This is a genomic window from Bacillus sp. AFS037270 (genome assembly GCF_002585305.1).
In genome coordinates, this window is the sequence record NZ_NUNF01000033.1 from 1 (window position 1) to 19076 (window position 19076).

The following is a 19076-nucleotide window of genomic DNA, read 5'->3' on the forward strand; positions in this document are numbered from 1 at the left end:
TTTTGCTGCAGCTGTCACTGGCTCATGCGGGGTACATACTTTTACATCTTTTGACATTAAATCTTGTACTTTTGTCATTTTTCCTTTCCTCCCTTTTCGGTTAAAAATCATTTGTCTAATGTATTTTCTCCATTCACATTTAAAATATTACTTACCTAAATTTTAACTACTACGTATAACAAAGTAGTTCTTTTTTCATTAACTACCTTGCTTTACAAAATAGCTGTGCAACTTTTAATAGGAAAGGAAGTTATACAATGTCCTTAAGAAGTCAATTATTAAAAGGAATATTGGATGGTTGTGTGTTATCGCAAATTATTAAACCCGTTAATTCTTTATTCATTTTTGACATCTATATAACATGAATGATTAGTTAGTTCCTGAAGAGACAGGAGATTGTTGTTTTTCCCAATCAGTAGGCCCCTCATTAGGTTCAATGTACTTTCGCCAATAATCCCCACTTTGCTTATCAAAAATAATGATATTGCTCTCATTCGGTGAGATTAACTCATATCTAAATGGGTCATCCCGTTTTACTTTGTCCTCATTATTCTGGAACGATTTTAAGGATTGTGAAATAAACCAAGAACTTAAAACGATACAAAGTCCTAAAAAGATAATGGAAAAAGAAATTAGATTTTTATTCATGATTACCTCCCAATATTTCCCTTTCTAGAACACATTCTACAACATATATATTAAAACCTTCTTCAATTAAACTTCTTTACTGATGGAAGGGAAATGGCCCAATTACTCCGGTTTTCTACATATTTACCACCTTACTATTTGAATCATTTGTATATGATATATCCTTTATTTATATTTCCCACTATAATGCCATCTTCCCTCCTCAATCTCTGATAATATTCCTCTTATGTATTCCTTTAGGTCTTCCGGCAAGTCATCTTTTTCTAGCTCATCTAGTGTAAAGTAAATGATCTGAGGAGTGGCTGCATCCATTACTTGGACTTGGATCTGTGAATGACCTTTGATGTCTGAAATTTTCCTTGTCAGCATGATATGATAAGACATCTAATCACCTCATTACTATTATAACAGAACAAATGTTCCTATTTTTGATAAAGTGCTTAAACTTTTGTCTCCATTTCATATATCTTATCAAGAGCTGCTACAGCATTGAGCCGTAATTTCTTATATGAAAAGTCGTACCTCCGAAAAATGAAAGACAAATTTATAAAGTCTGCTATCTAATTTATTAAATATTTTTTGTCTCCAATAGGAAACACGTTAATTCAATAAAACCTTATATAAAAAGAAGAAATTTTCCATTGGACAATAGAAAGGTGGATCTACTAGAAGATCTGCCTTTTATTATTTTTTACCAGAACAAACAAATACATAGTTATACCATATTTTGGGGATGTTAATGGAAACATTTTGATAATGGAGTAAAAAAATGAAATTCATTTTCCCTGCTTTAAAAAAGTTCTTGAAAAGGGATATCCAACCGGTTGATTCAAATCAGAACCCTATATCGTTTAAAGAGGTATTTCATACAATCGATGAAAATATTTCTTTTTTTAAACATACATTTTCTGATTCAGCTGATTTAAAGATTAAGGAATTCAATGAAAGAAATCATCGCGGAATTTTGGTTTTCTTAGATACGATGGCAGATAAGGATAAAATTAACAGAGATGTTATAAAACCTATAATGGAAGCAGAGGGTGCCCAGTTCGAAAATGTTCTTCATTCTGTCTTTCTTAAATCAAATAACTTAATCAAAGCTCAAGAAGCACTTTTAAATGGGTCCTGTATCATGTTCTTGGATGGTGTCAAAGAACTGTACATGGTCGAAATTGGCCTCTCCAAAGATAGGAGTATTATAGAACCTAGTAATGAACAAGTTATTCAGGGATCTCATGAAGGTTTTATCGAGAATCTTTCAACCAATCTTCATTTAATTAGGAAATCGTTTAGAACCGTAAACCTTACCATGGAACATATAACATTGGGTGACCAGATTCAATCCAAAATAGCCATGGTTTATATGAAAAATCTTGCCAATAATGAAATGGTCAGCGAATTCAAACGGAGGGTCCATCACATTTCAATGGATCATCTCCCCGGTACTGGAGCTCTTCAGGAATTGATCGAAGATTCCACTTGGTCACCCTTTCCTCAGATTTTAAGTACTGAGAGAGTAGATCGTGTAGTAAGTCATCTAAATGAAGGAAGAGTAGCGGTGTTGATGGAAGGGTATCCTTCTTGTTTAATTATTCCCGTCACTTTTTTTGCATTTTTCCATTCACCTGATGATTATAATTCGCGCTGGATGATCGGGACCTTTATCCGTACCATGAGACTCGTGAGCATTTTAATTGCGATTAATTTACCAGCTATTTATATTGCGGTGATTGGTTTTCATTTTGAAGTACTGCCGGATGATTTAGTACTCCCTGTTGTAAGTTCAATTAAAAATATACCTTTTCCTCCGTTAATTGAAGCACTTGTCATGGAGTTGACCATTGAACTGATTCGTGAAGCGGGGGTACGCCTTCCATCAAGGATTGGCCAAACCATCGGTATTGTCGGAGGTCTGGTTATTGGTGATGCCGTTGTTCGTGCAGGCCTCATTTCGAATACCATGATTGTGGTTGTGGCGATTACGGCCATTGCGGCCTACAGCATCCCGACCACAGAAATGAGTGATGCCGTACGATTTTTGCGGTTTCCCCATATGATTTTGGCGTCAACCTTTGGATTTGTAGGGATCATCTTTGGGTTTATGTTTACTTTAGCTCATTTATGCAGGTTAGAATCATTCGGCACAGCCTACTTTACACCTTGGGCACCATTTCGATTAAAAGACATTAAAGATACGTTTATCCGTTTACCCTTATGGAAATTTAATACACGTCCGCAAGATTCAAAACCGAACATCCTGAAAAAGCAATCTTTGGCAAGGGGCTGGGATAGTAATGAAAAAAAACAAGAATAAAATTACGAAAAAGCAGCTTGTCTTTATGATTATCCAGGCCCAAATTGGTGTAGGAATATTATCGTTGCCCCATGATGTTGCATTAATAGCCAAACAGGATGGCTGGATGTCCACTCTAATAGCAGGAGTCATCTCACAGGGGATTATCTTTTCCTATTGGGGACTAAGTAGAAGATTTCCTTCGTTATCTTTGTACCAAATACTGCCAAAATTACTAGGTAAATTTGCCGGGAAGCTACTCATCCTTTGTTACGCACTCTATTTTATGGTAACAGGGAGCTTAGTTTTAGCAAGATATAGTGATATCCTGGATAAATGGATCTTACCGCGTACCCCTAATTGGATTACAATGGTTTTAATCCTCATCACTTGCATTTACATCGTTAATGAAGGTTTAACTAGTATCGCGAGATTTTATGTACTGGTATCCCCCATTCTGTTTGTATTATTAGTGTTGATTGCGTATGCAATGAAGGATGCGAACTTCCTGTATATCTTTCCAGTCGGGGATCATAGTATTCTAACAATATTGAAAGGTTCAAAAGAAGCTGCTTTCTCCATGTTGGGCTTTGAACTGTTTCTTTTTATCCATCCCCATGTGCAATCTTCCGAAAAAGAGAAGCTGATTGCCATCACAACTGCGAACATTTTTGTCACCTTCTTTTATACCTTCTTGGTGTTTGCAGCCCTTGTCTATTTCGAGCCCAATTTAGATATCGGGCTGACTCCAGAGCCATTATTATATATGATTAAAGCCTATTCCTTTCAGGTTATCGAAAGGACGGATTTATTTTTCTTATCACTCTGGCTTATCATCGTTGCCACTTCGATCGCCAACTGGTTATTATTATCTGCAATGGGGCTAGCCAGCCTTTTTACAAAAAAACACTATGCCCGCTTTCTGCCTATTGTTGCAGGTGTTTATTTAATTTTAGCTCTTCTTCCTGATCAAGGAAGAGACTTTGAAAATTTTAATCACTTTCTTGGGCCGACGCACTATATTTTTATCGGCCTCATCCCTGTACTTCTACTTATTCTCTCTTGGGTTTTGTCGAAAAAAGAAGTGGTGAGTAAGCCATGAAAAGCAAAAAGCCTATCATTTTACTTCTATGTTTATTACTTTCTGGATGCTGGGACCAGCACCTGATGAAAAATGCCGTATTGGTACAGATATTAAGTTATGATTTAGCAGATAACGACGAAATGTTATTAGGGGTTTCCATTCCCATAATCGATGAGTCCTCCGCGGGACCGCAAGCCCGAGTAAAAAGTGAAACACTTTCCGCAAAAGGTCATACACCAAGAGATTGTCGACTTAAAATCGATCGAGAAGTATCTGGAATATTAGATTCGTCTAAAAATAAACTGATTATGTTCGGCGAGCGAATGGCGGCTGAAGGTATTTATCCACCATTAGATGTCGTTTGGAGAGATGCGCGAAATTCACTTGGGGCGACACTAGGTGTAGTGGATGGAAAAGCGGTGGACCTGCTTGAAATTAATCCAAAACATGAGACAAACGTGAGCGAATATATACAAGACGCTCTTACTAGCGCAGAAGAAAACTCGGTCATTCCGAATCAAACCATCCAGACCCTAGCTTCAGAAATGCTTGACCCGGGAGAAGACATCGTCCTCCCTTACCTTAAAATGAATAATAAGAAAAGCGCAGTAGTAGTCGGCCTAGCTCTAATGGATGAAAAAAAATATTCGGGAAAATTATCTCCGCAAGATTCTTGCCTACTTCTTTTATTGAATAACAAAAAAGGAAAATACGCACGATTTACAAAACGAGTCAATAATGAAAAAAAGCAGAAATTAAGAAATTATATTTCGCTTAATGTCAACAATATGAAAAGAAAATTAAAAGTTCATGTAAAAAATGGAGAGGTCTCAGTTCAACTAAAATTACATTTAAAGGTAAATGTTGATGAATATCCCAAAGGGGATGTTCCAAAGGATATAGAACGACTAAATAAGGTATTAACAAAGGATTTTACAGAAGACGCGAAACAGGTTATTACAAAATTACAGCAGTCGAATTGTGATGCATTTGGAATTGGGAGGAGATTGATCGCGTTTCACCCTAAAACTTGGGAAATGCTAGATAAGAAGGATTATTTTAAAAATGTAAAGTTTAACACGAATGTAAAAGTTGAAATCATCAAACAAGGTATTGTCTTGTAATTTTTTAGTAATCAACTATGAGCACTAAGAAAACATGGCGGAAGCTGTAAAATAGCCTTACTGTGTTTACAGTAGGGCTATCATTCCTTAGTAATATATATTATTTTTCATTTCTATCATGAACTTTCGGAAGTTGTTCTAACCACACATTTTCAATCATGAAATTGGCTCGGTGCCGCAGCAACCCTCTGTTAACTATTGGGCAAAGGAGAAGATACTAGTTTTTAAGTATGTGTTTCTCCTGTCTCCCTATTATATATCTTATCTAGAGCTGCTAAAATTTCTTGTCGGGCACGATTTCTGTGGGACTGCATCACCAAACGGGCAGCTGCACCTTCTTTTGTTTTCATACAAGAAATAATCGTTTTATGCTCTATGATCGACTTACTAAGGACTGGACGCTGATTAATAGTAAATAATCTGGCACGATATAATTGATCGGAGTGAATATCTATGACCGCATTAAGCCGTTTATTTTTTGCAAATTCGATAATCAAATGATGAAATTCATCATCCAAAGCGGCCCACTTTTTTAAATCCCCTTGCTCAAGTGCTTCTTCCTGCTGTTCAATTAAGGATTCCAGTTGTTGAAGTTCTACTTCTCCAACCTTTTCAGTAGCAAGACTTACGGCAAGTCCATCGAGTGTTTCTACAATTTCATAAATTTGTTTAAGATCCTCTCTCTCGATTGGCTCTACAATGAATCCTCGTCTTGGAATAATCCGAACCTTACCCTCTGTCTCCAAACGAACGAGCGCTTCTCTTACAGGTGTTCGGCTCATTTGTAATACCTCGGCCATTTCTCTCTCCAATATAGTTTTCCCAGGAGGAAGAATTAATTCACGGATAGCCAGCCGGATTTGATGATAGGCCCGGTGTGGTAAACGATATTCATCATATTCATCATATTCCTTCAAATTATAAAAAAAGAGAAGAGCTTCTTTCTCTAAACTTGTTTCGTTTAATGAATCATTTTTTTCATTCTCTTCTTTGGGTTTAAAATTCTTCATTTTTAATACTTCCCTTCGTACCGATAAAAAAGGATTCTCCTTTCATTTTGCAAACCAAAATATGTATTGTCAAATGAAAGAGAACGCTCTGCAAAACTTGCTCTAATTACCGAAAATATTTTGAAATATTAGAGACTCAAAATAATAAAACAAGGCTGGGAGTTTCATAGAAACCCACCAGCCCTTTTTTATACTTCTGCTTTCACTTTATACAGATTTTGTATAATGGCATCCGTTATTTCGTTTGTATTATAGGTTCCCCCAAGGTCCCGAGTTAAAATACCTTGGCGTGTCGTTTCCTCAATTGCCTTGTTTATTAGTTCCGCCTCTTCTTTTAGCCCTAAATGATCTAACATTAGTGCAGCGCTTCCTATTGCACCAATCGGATTAGAAATCCCTTGACCTGCAATGTCAGGTGCCGATCCATGAACTGATTCAAACATACTTGGCGTGCGCCCTTCAGGATTGAGATTGGCGCTTGCAGCTAATCCTAAGCTTCCAGCAAGAGCGCTGCCTAAATCTGAAAGAATATCAGCGAATAAATTGGAAGCAACTACAACCTCCAGTTCCTCAGGTTTCAATACAAATAGCGCAGCCGCAGCATCAACAAGCCATTGGTTTGCCTCAACATCGGGATACTCTTTACTTACACGTGCAAATACTTCATCCCAAAGCACCATTCCATATTGCTGTGCGTTACTTTTCGTAATGCTCGTGACTCTTTTTCTTTTTCGTGTCCGCGCAAGTTCAAAAGCATACCGGATAATACGTTCACAACCATGCTCTGTAAATAAGGCAGATTGCACAGCTACTTCTTTTCCATGCCCACGTCCCGAGAAATTGCGGCCCCCAATACCTGAGTACTCTCCCTCTGAGTTTTCACGAATCAATACCCAGTTTAGAGAATCTACATCTGGATGGTTAAGTCGTCTTGGAACACCTGGCAAAAATGTAATCGGACGAATATTCGCCCACTGATCAAACCCCTGGCAGATCGCTAAACGTAAGCCCCATAAACTAACATGGTCCGGTACCCCCGGAAAACCAACAGCACCAAAATAAATAGCATCATAATCTCTTAGTTTTTCTACTCCGTCTTCATCCATCATTTTTCCATGTTTCAAATAGTATTCACAACCCCAAGGGAAGTAATCGGTTTCAAATTCGAACGCACCAAGTGAATTTTTTGCTAAATGTTGAATGACACGAAGACCAGCCTCCACAACTTCTGTTCCAATTCCATCTCCTGGAATTACGGCTAAACGAAATTTTTTGGTTGCACTCATTACAATTTCCTCCTTTTTATTCTTCCATATTAAACGGTTTAGCAAAATGTGTATCTTATACTCACAATACTAATTAACGTATACGTTATTGTCAATGTATTTTCTAAAAATTTTAATTATTTCTAATTAGATCTATATAAATCTCTTATGCTATCAGATTAAATCGCTTATATTCTACAAAAAAACGAATAATTATATAGAGTTTACCCATAAAAAGCAGTCTTATACTATTCAGCAATGTTAAAATATTCCGAAAAGTGTTGACAATAACGTATACGTTAATATACAATTCAGAAAGATTAACCTAACTTATCCATGTTAATCATCAAAAAAAGAACTGAGGAGGGATAAATTTGTATACGTTTTCATATTCTCAGCTCTATTATTAATTAAGAAAGGACTTTTGCTTTTAGCTGGTGTATAGTTCTCCTTGATCCAATTAGTACTAAGTTAGCTTTTTTTCATCCTTTGTTCCTTGAATGCCAGTTTAAAAGAATTCTTTTGTATGCGTTTACTTTCATGGAATTATTAAAAGACTTTCCAAAGGGCGAAAGTGATTGTGAATGATCCTATTAATTAGCAGTAACAAGGGGGAGTGTAAATGAAGAGCCTTAGAAAAAACTTAACAGTGCAAGTAATTTTGGCGATTATCATTGGTATTGCGATCGGACAATTTTTCCCTGCCCTAGGGATTGAATTAAAGATTCTAGCAGACATTTTCATTAAAATGATAAAAATGGTCATTGGTCCCATTATCTTTCTTACCATTGTGCTTGGTTTTGCTAATATGGGAGATAAGAAAAAAATCGGGAAAATTGGTACTAAATCCATCATTTATTTTGAAGTTATGTCGACCCTTGCTTTGGTCGTAGGATTAGTCGTTATGTTTATCGTTAGACCTGGTGACGGCATGGATACTAGTCATGCCAAAGACGCTGCTGCGGATGTCGCAAAAATTACAGAGACAGCATCAGAAACCGGTCATACATTCAAAGATTTTCTATTAGGCATTGTCCCAGAGAGTGCTGTAGGTGCTCTGGCTGATGGTTATATGCTTCCCATCTTGTTCTTTGCTTTATTGTTTGCCATTGCTCTTTCCTCTTTAGGCCAGAAAGGGAAACCCGTTATTTATTTCTGCGAAAAGCTCAGTGAAGTGTTTTTCAAGATCGTTGCCATCATCATGAACTTCTCCCCTCTTGCAGCAGGTGGTGCTATGGCATATACCATCGGGAATTTTGGAATCGACTCTCTTTTCTCCCTCGGTAAAATGATTGGCTCCGTTTACTCTACTATGATTCTTTTTGTAGTCGTTGTATTGGGTGCCGTTTGCAAGTTTTACGGTTTTAGTATTTTTAACTTGATTAAACATATCAAAGAGGAGATTCTCCTTGTTCTGGGAACTTCTTCTTCAGAGTCTGCTTTACCAAGCCTGATTACTAAAATGCAAAAATACGGTTGTTCAAAGTCAATTACCGGTTTTGTTGTCCCGACAGGATATGCTTTTAATCCGGATGGACAGTGCATCTACTATACGATGGCTTGTTTATTTATTGCCCAAGCCTACGGTATCGAGCTTTCTTGGATGCAAATCTTTGTATTGCTTGGTGTACTAATGCTTACCTCAAAAGGGTCTGCAGGTGTAACGGGATCTGCCATTATTACATTAGCAGCAACCTTAACGTCCCTTCCGAACAGCCCTATTCCAGTGGAAGGCATAGCTCTATTGCTTGGTGTTGACCGTTTTATGTCTGAAGCACGTGCAATTACAAACGTGATTGGTAATGCAGTGGCAACTGTTGTTATTGCCAAGAGCGAGAAACAATTTAACCCTTTGCAATCAGTTCCAGTTGATGACAAAGAAGCTGCGACACTTTAAATAGTAAATGAATATAAGAAGCCATCCCTTCATTTTATCAGGGATGGCTTTTACATTATTTAACTGATTGAATTAACCTGAATATTTGCTTTGTCGTAGTTCTTAAATTGTCGGATGTAACGGTTGAATCCATTGCTTCTTCTAATGTCATCGGTGCATTGACAATCGAAAAATAAGAAGTGATCCCAAGTTCATTTAATAAAGCTGTCTCTTCCGTAATACAACCTGCCAGTGCAAGGACAGGTATTTCATGCTTTTTAGCAAGTTGTGCTACCCCAAGGGGTGCCTTTCCCATGGATGTTTGTCCGTCCATTTTCCCCTCACCTGTTATAACAAAATCGACACCTTGCATGTTCTGTTCCATCTCAATGATTTCTAATACTAGTTCGATTCCAGACTGGAGATGTGCGTGTAATAATCCAGCAAAGGCAGCACCAAGTCCACCTGCCGCTCCAGCGCCAGCTATGTTCTGAATATCCCTCCCAAGCTCTTGAAGAACAATTTGGGCAAAGTTTTCAAGCCCCTTATCGAGCTCCTTTATCATCTCTGCCGTTGCACCTTTTTGGGGACCAAAAATATGAGCTGCTCCTTTTGGTCCGTAAAGAGGGTTATTCACGTCACAAGCTACTTTAAAGGTACAATCCTTCAACTCCGGGATAACACTAGATAGATCAATTTTTCGGATGTTGGACAGTTCTTGCCCTCCTAAACCGACTTCCTCATTGTATGGATTTAAAAAGATGAAGCCCAGCGCTTGAAGCATCCCAACACCTGCATCGTTGGTAGCACTGCCACCAAGACCGATCACGAATTCCCGACACCCCTTATCTATTGCATCACGAATAAGTTCGCCGACACCATATGTAGTAGCTACAGCTGGATTGCGCTTGTCGGAAGGGACGAGTGGTAGACCACATGCTGCTGCTACTTCAATAACTGCCGTTTTCTTATCCCCTAGAATACCGTATACAGCATCTATTTTTTCTTTTAACGGTCCTGCGACTTCCTTTTTGATGGATTTTCCACCTGTCGCTTTTACCAACGCTTCTACAGTACCTTCCCCACCGTCTGCTAAAGGAAGAGCGATAATTTCAGCATCAGAATAGACATCTCTGATACCCAAAGCTATCGCTTTACTACCATCATCAGAAGAAATACTTCCTTTAAATGAATCCATTGCAATTAAAACTTTCATTTATATAGCACCCCTTTTACCTATGATTATAGGAAAAGCTAAGAGTGGATGTAATGGTCTATATGACAAAGGATTGGGCTGTTTTTTGTTTTCGGTGACAAAAATACTTCAAACTAAAGAGTTTGAAGTAATAGGGCAACATAAAGTTTAACAGAGTCATGATAATCTCTGGGATTTACCTTTGTTTTTTCGGCAATTTTCTCTAGGCGGTATTGTAACGTATTTTTATGAATAAATAACTCTGCAGCTGTCTCTTTTAAAGAAAGATTATTTTTATAATAAGTGTGGAGAAGGGTTATTTCATCTTTTGAAAGCTCACCGATCAATTTCGATGTATAATCACTTCTAATACTAGGATCGATATTTTCCATAATCATTTCTAATTCAAGTTTGGCATATTCACCTATAAGGATTTCCTTAGAGAGAGCATGTTTTAAGGCAAGTTTCGCATGTTGATAAGAAGTTGCAAGTTTCTCCCACACAGAGACGCTGCCAATACCAATCGTACAGTTTATCTGCATCGAGCGAAAATAAGCTTCTATTGTTTGAATTATGGTTCTATATTGCGTTTCATTGATAATGATGGCATATTGGTTTGGAAAAAAATAGCTAAAAAGCTTAATACCATGCTTTAGTAAGATGTCGTGCATATTAACGGGAAGTGAAGTTGGATCGTTTAACCCATGTAATTGAATGATACCTACAAACGCCGTCTTTTCAAGCTCAATTTGAAGATGGTGCAGGTGTTCTTTCATAGAAGCATCCTTTATTTGATTTTCAAAAATAAGCATGCGAACTACTGATGATCGCAGTTCATCTAATGAATGAACTTTACCAACTATCATTTGTTCTTTAATTAAAACTTCTGTCATTTTGGTGAGTAAAAATCCAAGAGATTTACATTCCTCAGGATCGCCAGATATGCCGATGACACCAAGCATTTCCTGATCCATCCTAATCGGATAGTTAATGCCTTTTTTTGCGCCTATGAATGTGTCATCCTCAGTAACCTCTACAATCGCTCCCTTTTCTTTTACTTGTATAGCAGCTTCGTGAAAAGAACCAATACGTTTTGGATCGGTACTCGCAATAATTTCACCGTCTAATTTTATAAAGTTGATGTCTTTTCCAATCACTTCTTTTGATGCATCTACAATCATTTGAGCTAACGGATGGCTAATATGGAAATTATCTTTCATCATTATTTATTTCCTTTTCATTAGAATATCTCTTTTACTATTTTACCATCTTCGATTATCACCTGGACAGACTGTGGTCTATCGTTATTTTGAATTTACTTTTTTCTATTCAACCATAAACCTACATGTTAGAATCATAAGGTTGAGAATTTATAAATGATTAAGAATACGCGTGTAGGTGATATTGCTATGAAAGAAACTGTACTGATTCAACAAAAAAATAAACTTGAGATTACATTTGGTCTACTAAAAAAAGACTTGGTCTTTACCATTTCCCTCGTACTAGCAGCCCTAAGCTGTTTTATTCAGATGCCAAAAATAGAGTATATTAATTTTCATGTGCTGGTTTGTTTATTTAATCTGATGCTGGCCATCAAGGCTTTTGAAGAGCTTAAGGTATTAGATAAATTGGCTATAAGTCTTTTAAATAAATGTAAAAATAGTAAATCCGTTTCTGCCATCCTTATTTTTTTATGTTTCATTAGCTCCATGATCGTTACCAATGATGTAGCCCTACTTACGTTTGTACCGTTGACTCTTGTGATTAGTAAAAAAACGAATATGCCCATGATGGAGACGGTCATTCTTCAAACCATTGCGGCCAATATTGGCAGCAGTTTAACTCCAATGGGAAACCCGCAAAATTTGTTTATCTATTCTTATTTTGGAATTAAACCGGTGCCCTTTTTTGCTTCAGTTGTCTTTATGGCCATTCTTGGGATCAGTTCTCTGTATTTTCTCATTCGAAAACTTAAGAGTACTGAACTAAAGGTGGATCTTCCTCCGGTTTTGCTTGTTGATGGAAAAAAAGCTGCCGTTTGGGGAATTGTACTGATCATCATTATTACCTCAATTTTTGGAATCTTGCATGATCAAATGGTCTTCATTATCACTTTCATGATTTCGCTTTTATTAAATAAAAAGATATTAGTAAAGATTGATTATTTATTGCTTTTGACCTTTATCTGCTTTTTCATTTTTATCGGGAATATATCTCATGCTGAGGCCGTACAGGCCTTTGCAAATGCTAGCCTAAAAAATTCAGCATCTGTCTATTTTAGTTCTATCTTTTTCAGCCAGTTGATTAGTAATGTACCGGCCTCCATCCTTCTGGCACATTTTACAACGGATTGGAAACCTTTGTTATTAGGAGTAAATATCGGGGGACTTGGGACCATCATTGCTTCACTAGCCAGTGTCATCTCTTATAAATTGTTTATTCAATCCAATCCAAGTGAAGGTAAACAATATTTAACCAAATTTACGATTTATAATTTTTCCTTGTTACTATTTTTTGCCCTAGTACAGTTTGCCATCTTAAAATTTTTAAAGATGATGTAAAAATGGCAGGTTCCTCGATCAGCGAATTTCCCTGCTTGATCCTTTTTGAATAGCTATAAGCAGTTGATTTTCAAAGATGCCTATATAACTTCATACAAACCAGGTAAAAAGGAATATAAATTGAAAAACTAATAAGACAATAATCATTTCTGAATTTCAGCCTTTATCCTGGCCAAATATATCATTTACCACAAAAAATAATCCATCCTGCTTTGGGTGGATTATTTTTTATAGAGAATTGTATATATCATTTAGTCTTACTACCGAACGTACTTCCTTATTTCTATTATAACAAATAGTCAATTTCTGTCACTTCTAATAAAAAGATTTGTCGTTAGCAAGAGTATTGGGACTGTCTTCTGATTTTTTGAATGACTAAGCCTAATAGATTATCCTTGCTTTTCCATATATCGGTTATTTTAATTTCAACTTAATGGTTTCACTTAAATAGCCTCTATCCCGATGATACAAAATAAGAGCGATTACTAAAATTCCCGCAGCTATGTAGATAGATGGATTCCCCAAATAAGTAGTCGAAAAGGTCCCTGTCAACGCACCAAATAAAAAAGAAACAATAATCATAAAAAATTCTTTAAATTGTTTTTTTGCTTCACGATCACGTTCTTTTATTGCCAAGTAAGCGGCTTGTGTCGCCGTTCGCAGGTTACCTGTTGTCATCGTTGAATTGTATGCCCACTTGTCCAGTTTATTGAACGTAGAAATTTGTAAAGAAGAGACAAATGCTATACAAACTGTTACCACGATGTTAGGGACACTTTTAGGCAACAGACCTACCGTAATCAATACCAAACATTCTAAAATAAGAATAGACCTCCGATAGCTATGCATACTTCTCTTACATGAGGAATTTTCACTATTTCTGATACCAAAACACCCAAAACAAAAGCCAAAATAGGCGGAATAAACAGCAAAGATCCTCTCCATTCCTTATTTGCTGCTTTTACAGCGAGCAGTACCATATTTCCCGTCTGGGCATTAGCAAATACTCCATCTCGGCTGATAAACGTATAAGCATCTAAAAATCCACCAACGATAGCTAACAAAACGCCCAAATAAATGGAGTTGGACGATAACGAAGGGATTTTATCTTTCATCTTACTCTCCTTGTTTCGATTTATAAACGTGATTAGTATTTCCAAGAAGGAACAACAAAACGTCAACTTAGTTGACAATAGAGCAAAAAAAGAATTAAAATAAATTTAGTCAACTTGGTTGACGTTAGATTTAAAAGGAGTGAGTGCTATGTTTAGTATTGGTGATTTAATCGTCTATTCAGGACATGGTATATGCCGGATAGATGAAATCTGTGATAAGACCTATTCCGGGATTACTAGAGCTTACTACGTCTTACATCCAATTGAAAATAGTCATGATTTAACAATAAGTACCCCAGTTGATAATGACAAGACTGTCATACTTAAGTTAATGAATAAAGAAGAAGCAGAAAAGATAGTAGATTCTTTCCATTCGGCAGGAATTAATTGGATAGAAAGACCTCAATTGCGAGGTCAAGTGTATAAAGATATAGTGAAAACCGGAAATCGAATGGATATTGCTAACGTAGTCAATACACTTCTGCGGAAAAAGTATGAGTATAAAATGGCTGGAAAGAAGTTTTATGAACACGATAACAAAATTTTAAGCAACATTCAAACTATCTTGTTTAAAGAGTTGTCAATCGCCCTAAATACCTCACCTGAAGTTATTTTTGAAAAGATTAATAGCATGATAGAATCAACAGATCAAACACCTATTCAATTCAATTAAAAAAGGGTGTTTTCTTTTTTTATTGGATTATGGGGAAGCTCGTAGGAGATGTTTTTAATGGAAACGAAGAAGAAAGAAAAAGTCTACCCAGATCATTTTATTCACAGTGGTGAAATGAATAGTAAAGTAGGCGAAAAGGTAAAAATCATTAAAATAAACAAGGAATCTATGGAACTGGAAGATTACTTTTACCTTAAAAAATTTGAGAATTGGATCGGTACGATAATAGAACAAAATCATTGTAATTCAGGTATTGATACATATCGTGTTGAATTTGATCAAAATAAATTTGGTTATTTCTATGACAAGGATTTTGTTTTAAGAGCTGGAGACTAATTAACATTGTTTTCGGTAAAGGACCTAATTTACTACTACTTCAATAATGGGTGTATACTAAGTAAGTTAATACCTCAATTTATTTGACCAGAAGGGACGGAATAAGATGGAAAAGAATCAAGATTGCATGTACTGCATGGAAGATGAAAGACGGGATAACCTGATGATTGAAATTGGTAAACTAGATGTATCCACTGTCTTTCTTTTTAAAGAGCAAACCTATAGGGGCAGATGTAACGTGGTTTATAAGGGTCATGTGAAGGAGCTGTTTCATCTAAATGAACAGGAATCTGCTGCCTTTATTCATGATGTAAACCGTGTTGCCGAAGCATTGGATAAGATCTTTGAACCGAATAAAATTAATTATGGCGCATACGGGGATACGTTACACCACCTACATATGCATATTGTACCTAAATACGAAGGAAAAGAAAATTGGGGCTCTACGTTCGAAATGAACCTTGGTAAAACGTACTTAACTTTCGACGAATATAACGATATGATTGAAAAAATAAAAACACAATTACAAATCGACTAATCATAATAATGCTGGGACGGTTCGCCTGCTTAAGTAGTTAAATAGAAAGGCACAAAATTAACTTGGAGAACCCTCCCACTTTTTTTATTAACTAATGAATTTTGAATTACCTTTAAGTTATAACGCCAATTAATTTAACGTATAACCTCTTATCGGGATAATATAAGCTAGATATGACAGGCAAAAAGGGGTTCAGGAAGTCCGTTGTCAAAAGGTTAAATAGGAATCACCATATGTATTAAAAATGAAACCACAAAGACCATAGCAACGACTCGGTGGAACTTTTTTCGAAATCCTGATGCTTTCTTGTGGCGTAAGTACCCAGCAAACAAAGTGACCAAAAGAAAAATAAAAGATGTGTAGCCGATTACCAACTTGATATGACTATATCCAATAACTGGAGCAATTTTAATGAGGTTAATCCAAACATGCCCGACAATGAGAAGACTAGACGTAATAGCAATTTTAATATGCCATTTCATAAAGTACCTGGAGAAGGTTGCAAGTCGAATCTTAACTTTTCTTTGCTTTGTTTTTCGAATGATTAAAAAAATAAAATACATATTCACATTAAAGATAAATAAGACGATGGCCATTTGAGCTAAAAATTGGCTGATAACCATTAATGTACTATCATGCGGCTGAAATAACCAAATATAAATGATAGAGGAAATAATAAGCAAAACATTGGCAACCGACCAGATCTTATGGTACACGCACATCCCTCTTTCTTGTTAAGATATCATTTTAGTTTTCGCATGAGTTTAAATATTCCCCAATTCAATAAACAAAGCCTTGTGTGTCCAAGCGAAATATTCTCCCTCAGAATCTTAACAAAAAACAGTTGGATATGGCGAATTATTTATTAGTTTCGCAAATGACTGACAGATTCTTATAATCACTTCCTCTGTACATCTATTTACCTTTAATCCTTTGGTGATGACTTCACACCCTTGATTTCGTAAAGTTTCTTCAATTATATCTACTGCTCGTGCAAAATACGTATACGAGGTGTCACCGGCACCAAATGCTGCAGCTAATTTTCCTGTTAAATCAATGTTCACTAATTCATCAAGGAATCCAATGATCTCATCTGAAGGATCACCATCTCCCCATGTGTAGCTGCCGATCAGAATTCTATCATAGGATAGGAGTTCCTCTGCATCGGTTTCAATGGCATCTTTTACTGTTACTCTATTACCTGCCTTAGCTAATTCCTCTGCAATAGAACGAGCGATGAGTTCAGTAGTTCCGGTCATACTCGCATAAATGATGATTGTATCCATTTTTTTCACTACTCCAATCACCTAGTAATTTGTCCTTCCTAAGGTATTCTTGTTCGGGTGTTCACAAGTATATTCAGTCTCGTTTCAAATAAGAAGCAAACCGTCCACGTCCACAATTTCAATTTTTTTGTGTCCTCTCTGCTTAATGAATCCCTGTTCTTCAAGTTCCGCTAGTTTGCGGCTAATGGTTTCTGGAGTCGTTCCCAAATAAGAGGCCAGATTTTTTTTACTCATCGGTAAAAATATTTCCTTCGAATCAGAATCCTCTAGACATTCAGCAAGGAAACGTGCGATTCTTGTTTCCACTTTTTCCGTAGCAAAACGTGTAGTTTGCTTTTCCGACTGATCTAACCTGTTAGAAAATTCCTCTAGAATCTTTAAAGATATCGACGGATATTTCAAAAGTAAGTTCTTAAGGTCTGCTTGATGGATGGTACAAACTTGAGAATCTGTCATCGCTTCTGCGAAAGATTTATGCATGTCGTTCCTAAATAAAGCCAATTCTCCCGTAAAATCACCAGGATTTAATATTCGGACCAATTGTTCTTTTCCTGTTTCCGAGAGTCGATAAATTCTAACTTTTCCTTTGTTAACTATATAGAGTGAATTTGATTGGTCCCCTTCATGATAGATTAATTCACCTTTTTTAATAGAGACGGATTGAACCACTGCCATTATTTCATTCATTTGTTCCACTTCCAAATGATTAAAAATGGGAACTAGTGAAACGCACGTTTTGTGTGAGCCGGTTTTAGAACATTCATGGTTTAGATGGCATTGATGAGTGTTATCCATTTTCTTCCCTCCTCTCTTATTAGTCTTCTATTATTCCATTAATTATAAATTTCATTATTTTGTTCATGTTGTATTTTCTTGGCAATAGCAAAACCACGCTCTTCAATGCTATTGATAATCTCCTTGCTGCTTATCAAACTGGGTTTATATTTTATGACGATTTTTCCTTTCGGCATCGAACCTTTGAAGGAAATGATTCCACACAAGGCTTTTAACTCTTGTTCAATGGAATGAATGCTGTTAATGCAGCATATTCCAAGGACATATAATGTAACTTGGTACATTGATGTTCTCTCCAATCTATTAGTAATTTATTTATTAAGTTGGCGTATTGCAGGCAGTTGATAGGTTGTCTAGTTGAACTGATTCTTAGTAATACCTACTCTTATCAGCTGATTATCATTTTCATTTGTAACTTCTCTCTTATCATATGGGATATTGAACGCTCCATCCTTGATTTAAATCAATTTTTTAAATTAAATTAAAAATCTTTTAACTGTATTTTGTTTTTTTGCTGTGTATTCAGGGTCAAATACGTATTGATATATATATATTGAAGTTACCTATCGAAATTTAATTCAAAAAAAAACACTTGGGCTGCCCCAAGCATTTTTACGATTAGAGAATATCTTTTTTTAGAGCGCTTTTAATCAGCTTTATCTCTCCATTTTTCGGGATTAATTCACTAATGTTTTCATATTTTTCTGTTTGGTTTTGTTCCCCCAATACGTATTCCTTAAAGGAGCAGCTAAAGAGTTTACGGGCCACTTTTCCTTTTTCACCAATTAGGTTGAACCAGCTTTGCCCCACATAAAAAGGATTCGTTAGGATATGATCAATGATATAAGTTATACGGTCCTTTTCCTCCTCTGGGCTAAATTTATTTTTCGAAGAAAGGGCCAAGATAAAATAGTTTTTAAACTTATCTAATTCTAGTAATTGGAGATGGTACTTTTCACGCTGTCTATGATTGAAATCCTTCAGGACTGTTTTGATACTTTTTTCAACGTCTATTTCAAATTTACTTGCATCTTTCCAGGTCGATAAACGGGAATCAAAAATAGACAGTGTTAGGATATAATAGGCAGCATAATTCTTTGGATCATATACATCAGCAACTCGTTTTTCATCTTCCGGTTCCACAATAAACTTTTTATAATCAGCAAAGAAATTTTCAATCATATCGTATACCTTCTTTCATACGTTGATAGAATAATTGAATAAGGCACTTTATATTTGTTCTATCTGCAACTCTTTTTGTTATGAAAAAAACATCC

At 36.2% G+C, this 19076-nt stretch carries 21 protein-coding genes; 8 read left to right on the forward strand and 13 right to left on the reverse strand.

From position 1 onward, the window contains the following. Positions 1-369 precede the first annotated feature (369 nt). Both COD92_RS16750 and COD92_RS16755 read right to left on the reverse strand, forming a co-directional pair. On the reverse strand, positions 370-648 hold the full coding sequence (locus tag COD92_RS16750) for a hypothetical protein (RefSeq protein ID WP_098527638.1): 279 nt from the start codon (positions 646-648) through the stop codon (positions 370-372). Between the two features lie 165 nt (positions 649-813). Continuing rightward, on the reverse strand, positions 814-1032 hold the full coding sequence (locus COD92_RS16755) for an SMI1/KNR4 family protein (protein WP_098527637.1): 219 nt from the start codon (positions 1030-1032) through the stop codon (positions 814-816). A 385-nt stretch (positions 1033-1417) separates the two neighbouring features. Here COD92_RS16755 and COD92_RS16760 point away from each other — a divergent pair, with 385 nt between their 5' ends. From COD92_RS16760 to COD92_RS16770, 3 genes are read left to right on the forward strand one after another with little or no spacing between them, the layout of a single operon-like run. Continuing rightward, entirely contained in the window at positions 1418-2962 is a 1545-nt protein-coding gene (locus tag COD92_RS16760) for a spore germination protein (protein WP_098527636.1), read from the forward strand. Beyond that, on the forward strand, positions 2943-4043 hold the full coding sequence (locus COD92_RS16765) for a GerAB/ArcD/ProY family transporter (RefSeq protein WP_098527635.1): 1101 nt from the start codon (positions 2943-2945) through the stop codon (positions 4041-4043). Before COD92_RS16760 ends, COD92_RS16765 begins: the two co-directional genes overlap by 20 nt. Then, positions 4040-5149, forward strand: coding sequence for a Ger(x)C family spore germination protein (locus COD92_RS16770; RefSeq protein ID WP_098527634.1), 1110 nt, complete (start codon positions 4040-4042; stop codon positions 5147-5149). Before COD92_RS16765 ends, COD92_RS16770 begins: the two co-directional genes overlap by 4 nt. 224 nt (positions 5150-5373) lie before the next feature. Here the strand turns inward: COD92_RS16770 and COD92_RS16775 are convergent, their stop codons facing one another. Together COD92_RS16775 and COD92_RS16780 are read right to left on the reverse strand one after the other, a co-directional pair. Beyond that, entirely contained in the window at positions 5374-6159 is a 786-nt protein-coding gene (locus COD92_RS16775; RefSeq protein WP_098527633.1) for a GntR family transcriptional regulator, read from the reverse strand. A 188-nt stretch (positions 6160-6347) separates the two neighbouring features. After that, positions 6348-7445, reverse strand: a complete 1098-nt coding sequence (locus tag COD92_RS16780; RefSeq protein WP_098527632.1) for a tartrate dehydrogenase — start codon at positions 7443-7445, stop codon at positions 6348-6350. Between the two features lie 601 nt (positions 7446-8046). Between COD92_RS16780 and dctA the strand changes: the two genes are divergently transcribed. Beyond that, entirely contained in the window at positions 8047-9321 is a 1275-nt protein-coding gene (gene dctA, locus COD92_RS16785) for a C4-dicarboxylate transporter DctA (protein ID WP_098996430.1), read from the forward strand. 55 nt (positions 9322-9376) lie between these two features. Here the strand turns inward: dctA and COD92_RS16790 are convergent, their stop codons facing one another. Together COD92_RS16790 and COD92_RS16795 are read right to left on the reverse strand one after the other, a co-directional pair. Continuing rightward, on the reverse strand, positions 9377-10516 hold the full coding sequence (locus COD92_RS16790; RefSeq protein WP_098527630.1) for a glycerate kinase family protein: 1140 nt from the start codon (positions 10514-10516) through the stop codon (positions 9377-9379). 113 nt (positions 10517-10629) lie between these two features. Further along, a complete protein-coding gene (locus tag COD92_RS16795) occupies positions 10630-11718 on the reverse strand; it encodes a CdaR family transcriptional regulator (RefSeq protein WP_098527629.1) in 1089 nt (362 codons plus the stop codon). Positions 11719-11904: 186 nt separating this feature from the next. Between COD92_RS16795 and COD92_RS16800 the strand changes: the two genes are divergently transcribed. Next, entirely contained in the window at positions 11905-13056 is a 1152-nt protein-coding gene (locus COD92_RS16800) for an SLC13 family permease (RefSeq protein WP_098527628.1), read from the forward strand. A gap of 414 nt (positions 13057-13470) precedes the next feature. Here the strand turns inward: COD92_RS16800 and COD92_RS16805 are convergent, their stop codons facing one another. Both COD92_RS16805 and COD92_RS32875 read right to left on the reverse strand, forming a co-directional pair. Further along, a complete protein-coding gene (locus COD92_RS16805) occupies positions 13471-13860 on the reverse strand; it encodes a YoaK family protein (RefSeq protein ID WP_369689366.1) in 390 nt (129 codons plus the stop codon). 11 nt (positions 13861-13871) lie between these two features. After that, complete coding sequence (locus tag COD92_RS32875; RefSeq protein ID WP_255286521.1) at positions 13872-14171, reverse strand: YoaK family protein; 300 nt, start codon at positions 14169-14171, stop codon at positions 13872-13874. A 148-nt stretch (positions 14172-14319) separates the two neighbouring features. Between COD92_RS32875 and COD92_RS16810 the strand changes: the two genes are divergently transcribed. From COD92_RS16810 to COD92_RS16820, 3 genes are all read left to right on the forward strand, one after another. After that, entirely contained in the window at positions 14320-14844 is a 525-nt protein-coding gene (locus COD92_RS16810) for a CarD family transcriptional regulator (protein WP_098527627.1), read from the forward strand. 57 nt (positions 14845-14901) lie between these two features. Then, a complete protein-coding gene (locus COD92_RS16815) occupies positions 14902-15180 on the forward strand; it encodes a hypothetical protein (RefSeq protein WP_098527626.1) in 279 nt (92 codons plus the stop codon). Positions 15181-15286: 106 nt separating this feature from the next. Then, on the forward strand, positions 15287-15718 hold the full coding sequence (locus COD92_RS16820; protein ID WP_098527625.1) for an HIT family protein: 432 nt from the start codon (positions 15287-15289) through the stop codon (positions 15716-15718). A 215-nt stretch (positions 15719-15933) separates the two neighbouring features. On the opposite strand, the gene COD92_RS16825 is transcribed toward COD92_RS16820, so the two are convergent. The 5 genes from COD92_RS16825 to COD92_RS16845 form a co-directional block, all read right to left on the reverse strand. Next, positions 15934-16434, reverse strand: a complete 501-nt coding sequence (locus tag COD92_RS16825) for a hypothetical protein (protein ID WP_098527624.1) — start codon at positions 16432-16434, stop codon at positions 15934-15936. 114 nt (positions 16435-16548) lie between these two features. Continuing rightward, positions 16549-17004, reverse strand: coding sequence for a flavodoxin (locus tag COD92_RS16830; RefSeq protein ID WP_098527646.1), 456 nt, complete (start codon positions 17002-17004; stop codon positions 16549-16551). Between the two features lie 84 nt (positions 17005-17088). Continuing rightward, on the reverse strand, positions 17089-17799 hold the full coding sequence (locus tag COD92_RS16835) for a Crp/Fnr family transcriptional regulator (protein ID WP_098527623.1): 711 nt from the start codon (positions 17797-17799) through the stop codon (positions 17089-17091). Between the two features lie 38 nt (positions 17800-17837). Beyond that, the gene (locus COD92_RS16840; protein WP_098527622.1) at positions 17838-18083 is read right to left on the reverse strand and encodes a cation transporter; all 246 of its coding nucleotides are present in this window, start codon (positions 18081-18083) and stop codon (positions 17838-17840) included. A gap of 334 nt (positions 18084-18417) precedes the next feature. Next, positions 18418-18981 carry a hypothetical protein gene (locus COD92_RS16845; RefSeq protein WP_098527621.1) on the reverse strand — a complete coding sequence of 188 codons (564 nt, stop codon included), beginning with the start codon at positions 18979-18981 and terminating at the stop codon, positions 18418-18420. Positions 18982-19076 lie beyond the last annotated feature (95 nt).